14 protein-coding genes and 3 tRNA genes are annotated in these 16,265 nt (G+C 72.1%); 6 read left to right on the top strand and 11 right to left on the bottom strand.

Annotation, left to right across the window (positions count from 1 at the left end):
• Positions 1-112 precede the first annotated feature (112 nt).
• Together ACSMHG_RS05385 and ACSMHG_RS05380 are read left to right on the top strand one after the other, a co-directional pair.
• Positions 113-1,195 carry a hypothetical protein gene (locus ACSMHG_RS05385; protein ID WP_435742404.1) on the top strand — a complete coding sequence of 361 codons (1,083 nt, stop codon included), beginning with the start codon at positions 113-115 and terminating at the stop codon, positions 1,193-1,195.
• Between the two features lie 62 nt (positions 1,196-1,257).
• The gene (locus tag ACSMHG_RS05380; RefSeq protein WP_435742403.1) at positions 1,258-1,989 is read left to right on the top strand and encodes a PaaI family thioesterase; all 732 of its coding nucleotides are present in this window, start codon (positions 1,258-1,260) and stop codon (positions 1,987-1,989) included.
• 28 nt (positions 1,990-2,017) lie between these two features.
• On the opposite strand, the gene ACSMHG_RS05375 is transcribed toward ACSMHG_RS05380, so the two are convergent.
• The gene (locus ACSMHG_RS05375; protein ID WP_435742401.1) at positions 2,018-3,517 is read right to left on the bottom strand and encodes an NAD(P)/FAD-dependent oxidoreductase; all 1,500 of its coding nucleotides are present in this window, start codon (positions 3,515-3,517) and stop codon (positions 2,018-2,020) included.
• A gap of 289 nt (positions 3,518-3,806) precedes the next feature.
• Between ACSMHG_RS05375 and ACSMHG_RS05370 the strand changes: the two genes are divergently transcribed.
• Genes ACSMHG_RS05370 through ACSMHG_RS05360 form a run of 3 tightly spaced genes read left to right on the top strand, consistent with a single transcriptional unit; the run spans position 3,807 to position 5,513 of the window.
• Positions 3,807-4,748, top strand: coding sequence for an ATP-binding protein (locus tag ACSMHG_RS05370; RefSeq protein WP_435742400.1), 942 nt, complete (start codon positions 3,807-3,809; stop codon positions 4,746-4,748).
• A 7-nt stretch (positions 4,749-4,755) separates the two neighbouring features.
• On the top strand, positions 4,756-5,160 hold the full coding sequence (locus ACSMHG_RS05365; protein WP_435742399.1) for a fluoride efflux transporter FluC: 405 nt from the start codon (positions 4,756-4,758) through the stop codon (positions 5,158-5,160).
• Positions 5,157-5,513, top strand: coding sequence for a fluoride efflux transporter FluC (locus tag ACSMHG_RS05360; RefSeq protein WP_435742398.1), 357 nt, complete (start codon positions 5,157-5,159; stop codon positions 5,511-5,513). The genes ACSMHG_RS05365 and ACSMHG_RS05360 overlap by 4 nt, the downstream gene beginning before the upstream one ends.
• A 4-nt stretch (positions 5,514-5,517) precedes the next feature.
• Here the strand turns inward: ACSMHG_RS05360 and ACSMHG_RS05355 are convergent, their stop codons facing one another.
• From ACSMHG_RS05355 to ACSMHG_RS05340, 4 genes are all read right to left on the bottom strand, one after another.
• Positions 5,518-5,880: a metallopeptidase family protein gene (locus ACSMHG_RS05355; RefSeq protein ID WP_435742397.1), complete on the bottom strand. Its 363-nt coding sequence runs from the start codon at positions 5,878-5,880 to the stop codon at positions 5,518-5,520.
• 102 nt (positions 5,881-5,982) lie between these two features.
• A tRNA-Asp gene (locus ACSMHG_RS05350) sits at positions 5,983-6,059 on the bottom strand.
• 94 nt (positions 6,060-6,153) lie between these two features.
• Positions 6,154-6,229, bottom strand: a tRNA-Glu gene (locus ACSMHG_RS05345).
• Between the two features lie 83 nt (positions 6,230-6,312).
• Positions 6,313-7,551 carry a S1C family serine protease gene (locus ACSMHG_RS05340; RefSeq protein WP_435742396.1) on the bottom strand — a complete coding sequence of 413 codons (1,239 nt, stop codon included), beginning with the start codon at positions 7,549-7,551 and terminating at the stop codon, positions 6,313-6,315.
• Positions 7,552-7,697: 146 nt separating this feature from the next.
• Between ACSMHG_RS05340 and ACSMHG_RS05335 the strand changes: the two genes are divergently transcribed.
• Positions 7,698-7,770, top strand: a tRNA-Phe gene (locus tag ACSMHG_RS05335).
• 553 nt (positions 7,771-8,323) lie between these two features.
• Here ACSMHG_RS05335 and ACSMHG_RS05330 read toward each other — a convergent pair.
• From ACSMHG_RS05330 to ACSMHG_RS05305, 6 genes are read right to left on the bottom strand one after another with little or no spacing between them, the layout of a single operon-like run.
• Positions 8,324-9,331, bottom strand: coding sequence for a DMT family transporter (locus tag ACSMHG_RS05330; protein WP_435742395.1), 1,008 nt, complete (start codon positions 9,329-9,331; stop codon positions 8,324-8,326).
• Entirely contained in the window at positions 9,328-10,299 is a 972-nt protein-coding gene (locus ACSMHG_RS05325) for a C-terminal binding protein (RefSeq protein WP_435742394.1), read from the bottom strand. Before ACSMHG_RS05325 ends, ACSMHG_RS05330 begins: the two co-directional genes overlap by 4 nt.
• Positions 10,296-11,717: an aldehyde dehydrogenase family protein gene (locus tag ACSMHG_RS05320; RefSeq protein WP_435742393.1), complete on the bottom strand. Its 1,422-nt coding sequence runs from the start codon at positions 11,715-11,717 to the stop codon at positions 10,296-10,298. The genes ACSMHG_RS05325 and ACSMHG_RS05320 overlap by 4 nt, the downstream gene beginning before the upstream one ends.
• Positions 11,714-13,375 (bottom strand): 5-guanidino-2-oxopentanoate decarboxylase, encoded by a 1,662-nt coding sequence (locus tag ACSMHG_RS05315; protein ID WP_435742392.1) that lies wholly within the window; start codon positions 13,373-13,375, stop codon positions 11,714-11,716. Before ACSMHG_RS05315 ends, ACSMHG_RS05320 begins: the two co-directional genes overlap by 4 nt.
• Positions 13,372-14,166: an SDR family oxidoreductase gene (locus tag ACSMHG_RS05310; RefSeq protein WP_435742391.1), complete on the bottom strand. Its 795-nt coding sequence runs from the start codon at positions 14,164-14,166 to the stop codon at positions 13,372-13,374. Before ACSMHG_RS05310 ends, ACSMHG_RS05315 begins: the two co-directional genes overlap by 4 nt.
• Complete coding sequence (locus tag ACSMHG_RS05305; RefSeq protein WP_435742390.1) at positions 14,163-16,265, bottom strand: acetate--CoA ligase family protein; 2,103 nt, start codon at positions 16,263-16,265, stop codon at positions 14,163-14,165. Before ACSMHG_RS05305 ends, ACSMHG_RS05310 begins: the two co-directional genes overlap by 4 nt.

The following is a 16,265-nucleotide window of genomic DNA, read 5'->3' as shown; positions in this document are numbered from 1 at the left end:
CGAGCCGCGAGCGCTGCCGCAGGTTCAGCGGCGCTCGGGGACGCTCCGGCGGGGTCACGCAGCCCACCCTAGACCGCCTCGCGGGGCGTGAGGAGTGTGGAATCATCCGGCCATGCCCCCCTCCTCCCCAGCCCCCCCGGAGCCCGCCGGGGCGGCCCGCCGCCGCGCCGAGGAGGCACGGCTCGAGGCGGAGGCCCGGATCGCCGCCCAGGTCGAGGAGGCGCGGCGCGCCGAGGCGGAGCACCGCGAGGCGGAGGAGCGCGCCGCGACCAGAGCCGCGGCCGCCCGCGAGGCCGGGGAGCGCGCCGAGCAGGCGCGCCTCGAGGCGGAGGCCCGGATCGTCGCCCAGCTCGAGCAGGCTCGCCTGGAGCAGGCCCGGCTCGCCGACGAGGCCCGGCTCGCCGAGGAGCAGGCGCAGCGGGAGGCCGACGAGCGGGACCGCGCGGAGCAGGCCCGCCTCGAGGCCGAGGCGCGCATCGCCGCCGAGCTCGAGGCTGCTCGGCTAGACGACGCCCGCCGAGCCGAGGAAGCCCGAGCCGAGGAAGCCCGCCGCAGCGAGGAGGAGCGGACCCGCGCCCCCGCACACGGAGGGGTCGACTCCGTGGCGGCCGGCCGAGAGGTCGTCTCTGCGCTCAGCGACGCCGTCGTCCCGGCGGAGAGCCGCAGCGAGGAACGGCCCGCGCGCGCCGCAGCGCCGTCCGCCCCGGTCCCCACGCCGGAACCAGCCGGCACCCGGGATCCGGCCGGCGCTCCGACCGCTCCCGAGTCGGGCAACGCCGTCTTCGCCCCCCGCACGGGCGCGCGCAGGCTGGTCGGCCTCGTCCTCCTGCTGGCCGCCGGGGCGACAGCCGGGGCGGCCTACGTCGCGCACGACCGGCGCACGACCTTCGCCGTCGGGATCGCGGTCACGCTCGGCGTCCTCACCCTCCTCGTCTGGGCGGTGCGCGCCAGCTGGCCGACGACGCGGCTGTCGGTGACGGCCGGGCAGCTCGAGGTGCTGCGCGGCGGCGGGCGGTTCGTCTTCGACCTGCGCAGCAGCTACACGCCGATCGAGGTGGTCGGCCAGCCGGGCGAGCGCGGGTGGAAGGTGCTCTTCCACCGCCGCAGCATGGCGCCGTTCGTCATCGACTCCTCGATGGTCGACCCCGAGGAGTTCATGCGGATCCTGCGCCACCACCGGCCCGACGCGGGCTGAGGTCAGCCCCGGCGGAGGGACCGCCGCCCGACCGTCGTGGCGCGCTCTCCTACGATGCGCCGGTGAGTGGAGCCGCCCGCGAGGAGACCGACGCCGACCCCCGCACGGACCCGGGGTCGCGTCCGCCCGAGCCAGGGCCGGAGGCCCTGGAGCAGGAGCTCGCCCTCTACGAGCCCTTCACCCAGGCCGTCCGGGAGCTCGTCGACGCGACGATCCGCACCTCGGTCGACGCGGACGAGGTGCGCGCCGTCCAGGCCGAGGTCGAGGCGCTGACGGCTCGCCTGCGCAGCCGGCAGATCGACGGCTCGATCGGCGCGCACTTCGGCTTCGGCAGCCGCCGGCAGCCGTGGGGCAACGCCGTCGTCGGGGCCCGCAACCCTCTCGCCCCGCCGCTGCGCGTCGTGCCGACCGGTGGCGACCGGGAGGGCGAGGTGCGTGCGGAGTTCGAGCTGGGCGCGGCCTACGAGGGACCGCCCGGGCTCGTGCACGGCGGCGTCTCGTCCCTCGTCCTGGACCAGATGCTCGGCCAGGCCGCCGGAGCGGGCGGCAAGCCCGGCATGACCGCCTCCCTGACCCTGACCTACCGCAAGGCCACCCCGCTCGGACCGTTGCAGGCCGTGGCGTGGATCGAGCGGGCCGAGGCCTACAAGACGTGGGCGCGCGGGCAGATCATCGGCCCCGAGGGGCCCACGGTCGAGGCGGAGGGCCTCTTCATCCTGCCGCGCTGGGCCCGCGAGGCGCTCGCCCGCCGGCAGCAGGACGGGGACGGGCCGCCCGTCCCGTTCTTCGAGTAGCCCCGACGCCGCCGGGGCGCGGGGCTCCTCAGACGCGTTCCTGCGGCCGGGTGCCGCGGACGCCCGCGTCGGTGAGGCGGACCTCCTCGGCCGCCTGGGCCTCGAGCTCGGCGCGACGCTGCTTCTCGCGCGCCGCGTCGTACTCCCCCGGCGGCGAGACCAGGTCGGTGGCTCCCCGCTCCAGCCGCTGCAGCGCGGACCGGGCGAAGATCTGCTGCTCGGTGGTGGTGCGCTCCGAGCGGCCGCGGCCCAGGAACGAGACGAACCAGTGGAGCACCGCGGTGACCCGGTTCTTGAAGCCGGTGATGTAGACCAGGTGCACCGCGAGCCACATCAGCCAGGCGATGACGCCGGTGAGCCGCAGCTTGCCGACCATCGCCACGGCGCGGAACCGGCTGATGATCGCCATCGAGCCCTTGTCGAAGTACTTGAACGGCTCCTGCGGCTCCTTGCCGCGGACCCGGTTGTCGATCTCCTTCGCGGCGTACTTCGCCCCCTGGATGGCGACCTGCGCCACGCCGGGGAGGTTGTCGAGCTGGATCATGTCGCCGACGACGAAGACCTCGGGGTGGCCCGGCAGCGTGAGGTCGGGGTTGACGCCGATCCGACCGGCCCGGTCGAGCGGCGCACCGGTCTGCTCGGCCAGCTGCTTGCCCAGCGGCGAGGCCTGCACGCCCGCCGCCCAGATCTTGGTGACGGCCTGGAGCCGCTCGGTGCGGCCGTCCTTGAACTTCATCTCGAGCCCGCGCTCGTCGACGTCGGTGACCATCGCACCGAGCACGACCTCGACACCGAGCTCCTCGAGCTCCTTCTGCGCCTTCCCGCCGAGCTTCTCGCCGAACGGCGGCAGCACCTGCGGGGCGGCGTCGACCAGCACCACCCGCGCCTGGCGGGTGTTGATGGCGCGGAAGTCGCGCTTGAGGGTGCGGTGGGCCAGCTCGGCGATCTGGCCGGCCATCTCCACACCGGTCGGCCCAGCACCGACGACGACGAACGTCAGGAGGTGGTCCACGTCCTCGCCGCGCGAGGCGCCCAGCTCGGCGAGCTCGAAGGCTCCGAAGATCCGGCCGCGCAGCTCGAGGGCGTCGTCGATCGACTTCATGCCGGGGGCGTACTCGGCGAACTGGTCGTTGCCGAAGTAGGACTGTCCCGCGCCGGCGGCGACGATGAGCGAGTCGTAGGGCGTGACGGTCTTGCGGCCGAGCACCTGCGAGGTCACCGTCTGCTCCTCGAGGTCGATCGTGGTGACCTCGCCGAGCAGCACCTTGGCGTTCCGCTGGCCGGCCAGCACCTCGCGGGTCGGCGGGGCGATCTCGCCCTCGGAGAGGATCCCGGTCGCCACCTGGTAGAGCAGCGGCTGGAAGAGGTGGTGGGTGGTCTTGGCGACCATCGTGATGTCGACGTCGGAACGTCGCAGCGCCTTCGTGCCGAAGAGACCGCCGAAGCCGGAGCCGATCACCACCACCTGGTGGCGGCCGCCCTCCCGGGCGGTGCGCGTCTCGTCGCTGAGCGGGGCAGTGGCTGCCATGAGCAGTTCCTCCTGTGCGGGCCGGGGGCGCACGGCGTACGCCGGCGGCTCCGGAGATGTCCGCAGCTCGGTGTGGTCGGTCCGGTCCACCTGATCATCGCGCCGCTCGCGTGCCGATCGCCAATCCGGTGACCCGTCTGTCGCGTCACACACGTCCGGCGGATGGCGCGCCGGAAGTGAAAACTTTCAACGAGTTGTGTTTGATCACTGACGGGGCGGGCAAGCCATCCCATGATGGAACACCCGTTCCACCCGCACCACCCCTGCTGTCGACCCGGAGTTCTCGCTCGTGCCCCTGAACCGGCCCGCCCTCTCGCTGGGGCCCGGACCCCGCAGCGTGCAGGACGCGCGGCGCTGGGTGGTGGCGACGTGCCACGACATCGGACGCTCCGACCTCGTGGACTGCGCCGAGCTCGGCGTCTCCGAGCTGGTCACCAACGCGCTGCTGCACGGGGCGTACCCCGTCCAGGTGCGGGTGCGGGGAACGGTCCGGCACCCGCGCATCGAGGTGCGCGACGCCTCACCGGATCGGCCGGTGCTGCCCTCGTCCCCGCTCGTCGAGGGCGACGAGGTGCTGCTGACCTTCGGCCGCGGCCTGAGCATCGTCGCTCGGAGCTCCGACGCGTGGGGCGCCGAGATGGAGGGCGACGGCAAGACCATGTGGTTCGCGCCCGCCTCCACCTTCGCCGAGGACGACGGCGTGGAGGGCGTGATCACCGGCGTCGCCGAGGAGGCCCAGCGCGCCGGCACCGTGGACGACGACCTCCTCGAGATCAAGGTCCCCGGCGTGCCCCTGCGGGCCTACCTCGACTTCGTGCGCCACTACCGGGAGCTGCGGCGCGAGGTGCGCCTGCTGTCGCTGGCGCACGGCAGCGACTACCCCCTGACCCGCACCTTGGCCGACCTCTTCGGGTCCCTCGAGCGGCAGCTGCGCGAGGGGCTCAGCACCGGGCACATCGGGGCGGCCGAGGCAGCGGGCCTGCAGTCGGCGGAGCTGCGGGTCGTGATGCCCCGCGAGGCCACCCGGACGATCGAGCGCTTCCTCAGCGCCCTCGACCAGGCGGACGCGTTCTGCCGGGAGCAGCGCCTGCTGTCGCTGGCGCGCACCCCGGAGCAGCGCGACTTCCAGTGCTGGTTCCTGGGCGAGCTGGTCCGCCAGGCCAGCGGTGCCCCGCCCTGCCGCTGGGCCGTCCGGACCGTCGCGGCCGACCGCCGCAGCAGCGTGTCGTGACCCCACGGTGACGCCCCCGGGGGGCGCCTCCGCGCGGGTGCTCGCCGCGGTGGCCGCCGGTGGCGCGCTCGGGGCGAGCCTGCGGTGGCTGTGCGGCGAGGCGATCCCCGACGGCACCGGCCTTCCGGTGACGACCCTCGCCGTGAACGTCGTGGGGACCCTGCTGCTCGCTCTGCTGCCCCTCCTCCCAGCCGTCCGCCGCTCGGCCCCGCTCGCCGCCTTCGCCGGTCCCGGGGTGCTGGGCGGGTTCACCACGCTGTCGGCCGTCTCGGACCAGACCAGAAGCATGCTCGCGGACGGCCGGGGCGGACTCGCGCTCGGCTACCTGCTCGCCACCGTGGGCCTCACCGTCGCGGCCGCCGCACTCGGCTCCACGATGGTCGCCCGCCGGCTCGCCAGGACGGCCACGTGAGCCCGGCCGCCACCGTCGTGCTCGTCGCCGTGGGTGGCGGGGCGGGCGCCACCCTGCGCTACCTGCTCGCCACGAGGCTCGATGCTCGCTGGCCGCGCGGGACGCTGCTCGCCAACGTCACCGGCTCGGGCCTCCTGGGCCTGCTCGTGGCCGCCGGCGTCGACGACCCGGCGTACCCGCTGCTGGGGGTGGGGCTGTGCGGCGGGCTGACCACCTGGTCGTCGTACGCCGTGCAGAGCCACCGGCTGGGGAGGGAGGACGGCGCGCGGGCCGGGACGGCGTACGCCCTGGGCACGCTGGCCCTGGCCCTGGCGGCCTGCGCGGCCGGCTTCTGGCTCGGCTCGCGGATGTGAGCACTCAGGCGTAACCGAGCTCGTGCAGGCGGTCGTCGTCGATGCCGAAGTGGTGGGCGATCTCGTGGACCACGGTGATCCGGACCTCCTCGACGAGCTCCTCCTCGCTGCCGCACATGTCGAGCAGCGGGCCGCGGAAGACGAAGATCCGGTCGGGCAGGTGGCCGCCGCCACTCATGGTCCAGTCCCGCTCGGTGAGCGCGATGCCGTCGTAGAGGCCGAGCAGGTCGTCGGGTTCGCCCTCGGGCGGCTCGTCCTCCACGAGCACCACGACGTTGCGGACCAGGCTGGCCAGCTCGTCGGGGATGCCGTCCAGCGCCTGGTCGACGAGGGCGTCGAAGCGCTCCGGGTCCATCTCGATCGGCACCGGACCAGTGTGCCGGAGCACCGGAGGCGGTCTCGATCCCAGCCTTGCGGGCAGGCCAGGAACGACTGAGCGCCCCGGACCGTGGTGGTCCGGGGCGCTCGATGGCGACCCCGACGGGACTCGAACCCGCGGCCTCCGCCGTGACAGGGCGGCGCGCTAACCAACTGCGCTACGGGGCCTTGGCCTTGCTCGCTCCGCACATCGGCGAAGCGGTGGAACTCTAACCCATGCCCTGCCGCCCGACCCAAATCGCGGCGGGCGGCAGGCGCCGGGTGGCACCCCCAACGGGATTCGAACCCGTGCTACCGCCGTGAAAGGGCGGGGTCCTGGGCCGCTAGACGATGGGGGCAGGACGGGGCACAGCATACGGGCTCCGGAGCCGGCCCGCCGAGGGTGGCAGGCCCCGCACCGACCACCGGCACACGTCATGGCTCAGGCGACCGGGGCGCGGCCGAGCGTGACGGTCGCGGTGCCCTCGACACCGGTCGCACCGGTCCACGTGAGGACGACCTGCTCGCCCGGCGCGCGGGCGGCGACGGCGGCGCTCAGCTCGTCGGCGCTCCGGACCGCGGTCCCGCCGACCGCGGTGACGGTGTCGCCGGCAGCGAGGCCGGCCTCGGCCGCGGCCGTGCCGGCGACGACCCCGGCCAACGTGGGCTCGCTCGCGCCGACCGCCAGCTCGACGCCGAGGAAGGCGTCGTACCCGAGGGTCAGCGAGCCGGTCTCCTCCCCCGCCAGCACCGCGTCGACGGTCCGGAGCACCCGGGCGACCGGGATCGCGTAGCCGGTGATGTCCACGGCGCCGCTCGAGGCCGCGACGTTCATGCCGACAACGGCACCGGTGGCGTCGAGCAGCGCGCCGCCGGAGTCGCCCGAGACGATGTCGGCGTCGACCTCGACCAGGCCCCGGAGAGTGCTCTCGGTGCCGTCCTCGTTGCTCACGGTGACCGGCGCGCGCGTGGCCGTCACCGTGCCCTCGGCGGCGGTGAGCGCCCCGCCGTCGCCGCCCGCGTCACCCACGGCGGTGACCGCGTCGCCCAGCTCGACGGAGTCGGTCGCCGGCACCACGGTGTCGAGGGCGGAGGCGTCGACCAGCCGCAGCACCGCGACGTCCTTGGCGGCGTCGGCTCCGAGCACCTCGGCCGCATAGGTGCGACCGGTCGACGCGACGGTGACCTCGAGGTCGGTCGAGCTCTCGACCACGTGGTGGTTGGTCACCACGATGCCGTCCGAGGAGACCACCATGCCTGTCCCGGCCGCCTCGCCGGCGCCGAACTCGACGGTGGAGGAGATCAGCACCATGCCTACGGACTGGTCGGCGGTCGCGTCCGCGACGTCGAGCGCGGCGGTGGCCGTGTCCGCGCGGCTCGCGCCGGGCCAGGGCGCGGCCGGCCCGGGGTACCCGCCGTAGGTGCGGGGGCCCGCCCAGGAGCCGCGCCAGCGGTCCGCCTGCTCGAGGACGGTCGACGCGTCCGCAGCGGTCGCCGCCTCTCCCGAGGTGGTCACCGCGGGCACGACCCAGGCCCCCGCGCCCGCCACGGCGACGGCGCTGAGCGCCGCGACCGACCTGCGCAGCCGACCACGACCACGTCGGGCGTGCGCCGTCGGCGGCGGGCTCGGGACAGCGAGGTCGTCCATGGTCAGGTGCTGCGGGTCGCGGTTCGCGTTCATGGAGGGGAGCCTCGGCGCCGTCGCTGTGTCCCACCTGTGGGCCACCGAGGGCCGAGGTACGAGCCTCGAGCGGCGCTCGCCGTCGGTGGCCCGCGACGGACTGATTCGGCAGCCGCTCGAACGGCCATGTAAGGTTCTGGTCGCTCGGGCAGGTAGCTCAGTTGGTACGAGCGTCCGCCTGAAAAGTGGATGGGCGGCGGTGCGACCCCCCCCCTGCCAACGACCACGGCTGGGATTCCCGGGGGAGACGGGCCCCGCCGGTCTCCGGCGGGGCCCTTCACTTTCGCCGCCAGTTGCAATTCCAGTTGCAGTTGGTTGCGCGCCCGCTGGCCACCGCCCATGGTTGTGCCGCATCGTCCCTCCGGCTGCGCTCACCAGACTGGTTGGCCACTACCCCGCAGACGACTGCGCGCTGCTCGGCACACCCAGCCCTGAGCCAAGTAGGGCATCGCTTCGCGAAGTTGCGCGGCCCTCGCGGCATCCGGCGATCGAACCGACAACCTATTCATTACGGTTCCTGCCCATCCCTGAGCGCAGACGCGACCGTGGCGCCTGCGGGGCTTGCGACTGCATGCCCCGGCGTGCCCCCGAAGACCCCCGCGTGCCGCTGATTCCGAGGCCTATCCGCGGAACATTCGCGGAACGCTCTCTGGCACGCCGACTCCTCAACGACGGCGCACGAAGGCCCACCGGGCTAGCCCGCTAGGCGGAGTCGACCGCTGACCGCTCTCGCTCGATTCGTGTGCCCCGTTCGTCGCCAGGACCTTCTCGACTACTGCCCCGACTGCCCGCGCTGAGCTGCGGCTGCACCGCCGATGCGCTCCCGTCGACCTCGATTAGCACGCCCACTTGAGCTACCTCGCCGACCGAAGGGGGATCCGCCGCGGCGATCTCGCCGATTCGGCGGTCGGCCCTGGTCAGGTTCGCGGCTGCTGAGGATGATCCCGTTGGCGATGATTAGGATCAGCCCGCCCAGCAGCAGCCGGTGGGTCATCGTCTCCTCGCTGAACACCACCGCCAGTCCCGCTGCCCAGATCGGCTCTGCCGCCAAGATGACGGCGGCCTTGACGGCCGCGAGGCGCGCCTGCGACCACGTTTGCAACCCGACGGTCAACGCGCTGGCGATCAGCGACAGGTAGCCGATCAGCGCCCAGTCAGGTGCGCTGCTCGGCAGGTCCCAGCCTCGTGCGGTGGCCGGCAGCCCAAGAACGACGCCGATAGTGAGCATCTGGATCGTGGTGAGGGTCCATGCCTGCCCGGGCAGCGACCACAGGCCCATGGCGACCACTTGGCCGCCGTAGATGGCTGCTGCCAACAACACCAGTAGCTCCCCGGTTCCGAAGCGGAACCCGTCCGCGGCGACGACCGCGAGACCGACGACGGCCAACGCAACGCCGATGTTCGCAGCGAGCCCGGAGCGCCGGCGCAGGAGCAGGAAGCTTAGGACTGGCACGAAGGCGACGTAGGTCCCCGTGATCACGCCGGCCATCGCGGCTGTGGTCTCTCGTAGGCCCAGGTATTGGGGAACCTGCGCGGCACCGTAGATCGCTCCGAGAGCCACAGCTCTCTTCCATGTATAGGTCGAGACGCCCTGCAGGCACCGGGGTCGCAGCGTCCACATGACGAGGCCGGCGATAATGAACCGGATGGCCTGGATGGAGACCGGGTCGTGCTCGGTGACCAGGCCCTTCGAGAGGACGAACGTCGAGCCCCACAACGCGGTGGCGAGGCTCAACGCCAGTACCGGCAGGAACTGGCGTTGGGCAAGCGGAGCGTTCACCCCGTCACAGGTTCGAGCGGTTTCCCGGTGGCCAGCCAGGTGCTCGCGTTGCGCGCCTGGTGCAAGACGTAGTCGCGGGCCGCGGCCGGTGAGAGGTAGCCGGCGTGCGGGGTCACCCACAACCGGTCGTGGGTGCGCACACGCTCGTCGGTCGGCGGCTCGACGGGCAGCACGTCGAGGGCGGCGCCAGTGAGGTGGCCGCTGTCAAGGGCCGCAACGAGCGCGTCGAAGTCGACCAGCTCCCCGCGGGCGACGTTGACCAGGTAGCTGCCCGCGGGCATCGCGGCCAGCTGGGCCGCACCTATGACGTTGCGGGTGTCCTCGGTGAGGGGGGCATGCAACGTGAGGACCTGACTGTCGCCGAGGATGGCCTCGAGGCTGCCCACGCGCTCGACACCCTCGGGCCAAGCCGAGCTGGGCGCCCAAGGGTCGTATGCCGCAACCTTGCCGACCACCGGAACCAAGAGCTGAGCGGTCAGCCGCCCGATGCGCCCCATTCCGAAGACCCCGACGGTGACTTCGGAGAGTCGGTGGGTGGGCACGGCGGTGGCGTCCCATCCGCCGCCGCGAACCTCGTCGCCGAGGAAGGGCAGTCCGCGCAGCAGTCCCGCGATCATTGCGAACGCGTGTGTGGCCACCTCCTCGGTGGCTGCGCCGGGAACGTTCGCGACCTGGACGCCCGCCGCCCGAGCGGCCGGGAGATCGACGGTGTCGACGCCGGCGGACTGGGTGCAAATCAGCCGCAGCTGGGGTAGGCGGGCCAGGAGGTCCGCGTCCACCGGCGTGTACCCGATCAGCAGGACGGTCGCATCAGGTGCTTGTTGGGCGATGTCCTCGGGGGCGTCGCTGCCAACCACTCGTACGGCGAAACCGGCATCTGCAAGGTGCTTGATGCCCGGTAACGGGTCGAGCTCGCCGGGATCGGCGTAGACGGCGAGCGGGCGGTCGGATCTCGTTGCCTCGCTCACCGCTGCACGGCCTTGATCCCGGTAAATTCGTCCAGTCCGTGGCGACCCAGCTCGCGGCCGTATCCGGACCGCTTGTAGCCGCCGAAGGGTGCGCGAACGTTGAACGCGGCGCCGTTGATGTCGACCTGTCCGGTCCGCATCCGCTGAGCGAACGCGAGCGCGCGGTCTTCATCGGCGGACCACACGGCACCGGCCAAACCGTAGTCGGTGTCGTTCGCGACAGCGACTGCGTCGTCCTCACCGTGGTAAGCCAAGACCACGAGGACGGGCCCGAAGACTTCTTCGCGGGCGATCTCGGAGTCGCGTTCAGCGTGAGAGACCACAGCCGGGCGGCAATAGTGCCCGACGGGCAACTCAGGGCCGGCCGCGACGTCGACGACCGCTCCCTCTCTCTCAGCCCGCTGGAGGAATTCGGTGACCCGCTGACGTTGCAACGCCGACACTAGGGGGCCAATTTCGGTCGCCGGGTCGAGTGGGTCACCGACCACGAACTCACCTGCCCGTTCCACGGCCGCGGCCACGGCCTCCTCGTAACGGTCAGCAGGCACCAGCAGACGCGTCCATGCGCTGCAGGTCTGACCGGTGTTGCAGGTCGCTGAGTCGACGGTCGCGCGGACGGCGGCGCGCAGGTCCGCGTCCGGAAGGACCACGCTGGCCGACTTTCCGCCCAGCTCCAACGACACACGCTTCAACGTCGCTGCCGCGGTGGCGGCGATGGCCGACCCCACGGCCGTGGATCCGGTGAAGGAAATGACGTCGACGTCCGGGTGGGTGACCAGCGCCTGACCGACCTCCCGTCCCGAGCCGGGCACGAGGTTGAGGACGCTGGCCGGCAGGCCTGCGTCCACGGCGGCGTCGAGCAGCAGGTGGGCTGTCAGTGGCGTCAGCTCGGCCGGCTTGGCGACCACGGCGCATCCGGCCGCGAGGGCAGCGGCGACCTTGATCATCAACTGGTAGAGCGGGTCATTCCATGGGGTGATGCAGCCGACCACGCCGGCCGGCTCACGCAGGATGAGCGAGTTGGCAACCTGCTCGAGTTCTTCAGGCTCCCGGAGCAGTTCGACGTAGGACTGCAAGATCTCCAGGGAGAGGTCGACGTGGCCCTCGGTGGCTACCTGCACCGGCGCGCCGACCTCCGCCACTGTGGTCGCCACCAGCTGTGCGTGACGTGTGCGCAGCTGCCGCAGCAGTGCATCAAGGTGGTCAGCTCGCTCGGCACGGCTGGTCTGCGACCAGGTAGCGAATGCGGCACGGGCAGCTCGGACCGCCCGGTTTACCTCGACCGCGCCCCCGTTTGCGGCCGAGCCGATGACCTGCTGGGTTGCCGGGTTCTCCACCTCGACAGTGCTCCCGATCGAGATCCACCGCCCGTCAATGTGGACGGCGTCGCGGAAGTCCTCAACGGCCGCCACGCTCATTCGTTCTCGCCTTCGGCCTGGGGCTCGCGGACGAGGATCAACGTGGGGCGATCGACTGTGAAGGCGTCGGTGATCGCCTGGGCGAGACCGTCCGCGAGGTTGCCATCGGGGGGAACCTCAAGGCCGTAGCAGCCCAGCGAGCGGGCGAGGCCGACGAAGTCGGGGCGACCCAGGTCCACGCCCAGGGGACGGTCGCCTCGAGCAACCTGCTCGTCGCGGATCTCGCCGTATCCGCCGTTGTCCACCACCAGCACCGGCAGGGAGAGCCCCGCTTCGGCGGCGCCGGCCAGCTCGGCGACCGAGAACATCAGGCCCCCGTCGCCGTGCATCGCCATCACGGGCCGGTCCGGTGCGGCCAGCTTCGCGCCGATCGCGGCCGGAAGGCCGTAGCCGAGGGTTCCGACGCCGGTCGGGTAGAGGAACGAACCCGGCCGGTGGCCGGGAAGGTTGGACAGCGCGCCGTAGTAGCAAGCCATCGCGCTGTCGGCGGAGACGACGCCGTTCTCCCCGAGCGCGGCAGCCATGCCCTCGACGATGTCGAGGTAGCGGCGACCCTCGTTTCGGGCGTCTTCCTGCACGCGCTCGCGCCACGTCGCTGCCCGCTGGTGGCCGTCCGCGGCTGCCGTGTCGTTCGCGCCGCTGACCGCCTCGGACAGCTCTTTCAGTCCGACTGCGGCGTCGCAGACGAGCGCGACGTCGGGCAGAGCGTTGGTGATGATCTGCTGAGGGTCGACGTCGATGCGCACGAGCTGGCCGTGGGCCTTCAGCGGTCCGATCCAGAAGTCCGAGGGTGCGAGCTCGGTGCCGACCGCGAGGAGGACGTCGCATCCGGCGGCGAAGTCCGCGGCCGCGGGGTGGTGCACGCCGGCGCCAAGGGAGAGCGGGTGGCCGGCGGGTAGAACGCCCTTGCCGTTGGCGGTGGTGATGACCGGCGCGCCCAGCACGTCGGCGAGGCGGGTCAGCTCTTGGACCGCGTGTCGGGCACCGCCGCCGACAACGATGCCGGGCTTCGTGGCCTCGGCGAGGAGGCGGGCAGCGTCCTGGACCAGCCGTTGGGCGGGCGCGGCTGGCTGCAGGGGAACCGGCGCGACCGCGGGTGCGACGGCTTCGACGTCGAGCAGGTCCAGCGGGATCTCCAGGTGCACGGGTCGGGGACGGCCGTTGGTCATCGCGCCGAACGCCTGTGCAACGGCTAGCGGGATCTCCTCAACACTGGTCACCCGGTGGCTGTAGGCGACGACGCTGTCCATCGCCCGGCTCTGGTCCTTGATTTCGTGCAGGTAGCCGTTGCCGCGTCCGGGGTGCTGCAGCGGCAGGCCCGGGGAGATGAAGAGGACCGGCACCGAGTCGGAGTAGGCCTGCGCTGCGGCGGCGGCAGCATTCAGGATCGCCGGGCCGGAGGTGGTCAGGCAGACGCCCACGCGACCGGAGTGGCGGGCGTAGCCGTCGGCGGCGTAGCCGGCACCCTGCTCGTGCCGCGGGGAGAAGTGCTTGATGCCGTAGCTGGACAGGTGCGCGTAGACGGCCAGGTTGTGGGTGCCGGGGATGCCGAAGATCTGCTCGACGCCGTGGTCGGCGAGGGCCGCCACGAGGGCCTCGCCGCCGGTTCGGGGCTTTTCGGAGGCGGCTACGTGGGTGCTGGGGTTCGTCTGGTTCATCGCAGGGAGTCTCCGTAGATCTGCTTGCCAAGCCACTGGCCGCCGTCGACGGTGAGGACGTCGCCGGTGATGTAGTGGGCGCGGTCGGACAACAGGAAGGTGGCTGGTCCAGCCAGCTCCTCAGGGGTTGTGAAACGGTTCGCCGGCACGCTGGCCATGACGCTGGCGCGCTCGGCGTCGGTGGCCCACAGCGCCGCTCCGGCTCCTGCGGTCTCGGTGGGTCCGGGTGCGATGCAGTTGATGCGGACGCCGTCTGGCGCCCACTCGACCGCCAGGGTGCGGGTCATCGCCAGGACGCCGGCCTTGGCGGCGGCGCTGTGGACGGTGCCTGGGTGTCCGTGCCACGCGTAGGTCGCAATGACGTTCAGGATCGAGCCACTTCCGGCCGCGAGCATGTGCTGGGCCGCTGCGCGCGTGCAGAAGAACGTGCCGTTGAGGACGATGTCGATCACCGCGCGCCACCCGTTCGGCGAGAGGTCCTTGCCGGGGACCACGAAGTTGCCGGCGGCGTTGTTGACGAGGGAGTCCAGCCGTCCGTGCTGCTCGACCACGCCGTCGACGACGGCGGTGACAGCGTCGGCGTCGCGCACGTCGCAGGTGACGGCCGCGGCCTTTCCACCGGCGGCCTCGATGAGTTGCACGGTCTCGTTCAGCGGGTCGGGGCGCCGGCCGAGGACGACCGCGGTGCCGCCGCCGGCGGCGTACTCCATCGCGATGCCGCGGCCGATGCCGGATCCGCCTCCGGTGATGAGGGCGACCTTGCCGGTGAAGTCCTCACGTGTGGTGCTCATCTGCTCTCCTCGCTTGTGACGGCCTCAGTGGTCGTCGAGGCGACGCTCGACGTGGATGTGGTGGTGATGAGAGCGTCGACGGCCAGGACGCCCGTCGGTCCCACCCGCACGGGGTTGACCTCGATGTCGGCGCAGTCGGTTGCGGCCGCCATGAGCTGGGAGACACCTGCGACCATCTCGGCCAGCGCGTCGATGTCGGTCGCTGGCTTGCCGCGCCACCCGGTCAGCAACGGGAACATCCGCAGTCGTTGCAGCATCTGCCGTGCGGTCTCGGTGTCGACTGGGCCCAGCTCGAGGGCGTTGTCGCGAAGCAACTCAGCTTGCACGCCGCCGGCTCCGACGAGGATGACCGGCCCGAAGACGGGGTCACGTCTAGCTCCGACAATGACTTCGACGACGTCAGGGCGGGTGTCCATCCGCTCGAGCACGTAGGTTCCTGGCCCGACGGTGCTGAGCATCCGCTCCAGCGCCTCGCACGCGGCTGCTTCGGTCGTCAAGCCCACGGCTACCGCACCGACCTCGGTCTTGTGGGCGATCCAGTCGGCCTTGAGTACCCACGGGCCGGGGAGCTGCCGCATCGCTGCGATGAGTTCTGCTTCGCTGGTGACGCCGCACACCTCGGGGAAGGAGACGCCAACCGACTGGAGCACCTCGCGCGCAGCAAGGTATCCGTCAGCCGGCGCAGTGCGCGGAGTCGAGTCGCCCGCGGCGAGGTTCCGGCCACGTTCGCTGGCCAGTCGGGCGCCGCCTGCCAGAGCGAGAGCGGCGTCCTCGATGTGGTGATAGGTCGGCACCCCGGCCTCGCGAACCAGGTCGATGGTCCGCGAGCTGCGGCACATGCTGTGCAGGGCAACCGGCTTGCGGTGCTTCTGCGAGGCATGCGCGATACGGAGGGCGACCTCCGACTCCACCGACTGGAGCGTCGGGGTGTGGAAGCCGTAGCTGCCGAAGTAGCCGGTCAACGTCACCGCGTCGACATCGTCATCTGCCAGCAGGGTCTCGACGATCTCGGCGTAGACCCTGAGGTCAGCCTCACCGGCGCCTGCAAGGTCGACCGGATTGGCCACCCCTGCGTCCGGAGGCAGGAGCGCAGCGAGAGCGGCCTGCTGCTGTGCTGCGAACGGGGCGATGGTCAGTCCCGCGCGGGTCAGGACGTCCGCTGCGATCGCACCCTGGCCGCCGCTGTCGCCGACGATCGCGGTCCGAGGACCGGGTGAGGCAGGGGCATCGACGAGCATCTGGGCGGTCTCGATGAGCTGCGCAGGCGTGTCGACGCGCAGGACGCCGGCTGCGCGACAAGCAGCGTCGACCACGTCAAGGGAGGAGGTCATCGACCCGGTGTGCGAGGCGGCCGCAGTCTGGCTGGCGTCGCTCGCCCCCACCGTCAACAACAACGTGTGCTTCCCAGCGGCTCTCAGCCGCTGAAGAGTCTCGATCATCAGGCGGCCGTCGACGAAGCTCTCGACGTACAAGGCGACCACAGCCGTGTCCTGGTGGTCTACCAGGTCAGCCAACGCTTCGGCCGCGGTGACGTCTGCCTGGTTACCGACCGACACGAAGCGGGACACCCCCAGTCCGCGGTCCGCAGCCAGGTTCGCAAGCTCGGAACCCAGTTGGCCGCTCTGGGAGATGATGCCGAGCTGGCCGGGCGTGAACTCGCCCCAGGCCAGCTGGAGCTCGCTGCTCGCGTCGTAGATCCCGAGGCAGTTCGGGCCCACCAGTCGCGCACCCTTGGCCCTGATGGTCGAGGCGAGCTCGGCTTCCGCGTTCGGCCCGAGAGCACGGTTCAGGCCTGCGGTGATGCCGAGGAACCCCTTGGCGCCTCGGTCGAGCGCCTCATGAACGACCGCAGGAACGTCGGCCGGCGGGACGCAGAGGACCACCAGGCCTAGGGGTCCGTCGATATCGGCCAGTGCCGTGACCGTCGGGCGCCCTTCGATGGGGACACCGCGCCGGTTGACCAGGTGCACCGCGCGTCGGTGGGCGCCGGCCGCGGCGCCGCGAGCCAGCCAGTAACCCCACTTGGCCGGGTCCGCGGAGGCGCCGACCACCGTGACCGCTTCGGGGTCACCGAAGGCGCTGAGGTCGGCCAGTCCCAC

The organism is Nocardioides ureilyticus (genome assembly GCF_051280745.1).
Lineage (GTDB): Bacteria > Actinomycetota > Actinomycetes > Propionibacteriales > Nocardioidaceae > Nocardioides.
Note: the sequence above shows the minus strand (reverse complement) of the source record. Positions and strands in the feature narration are given on the sequence as shown.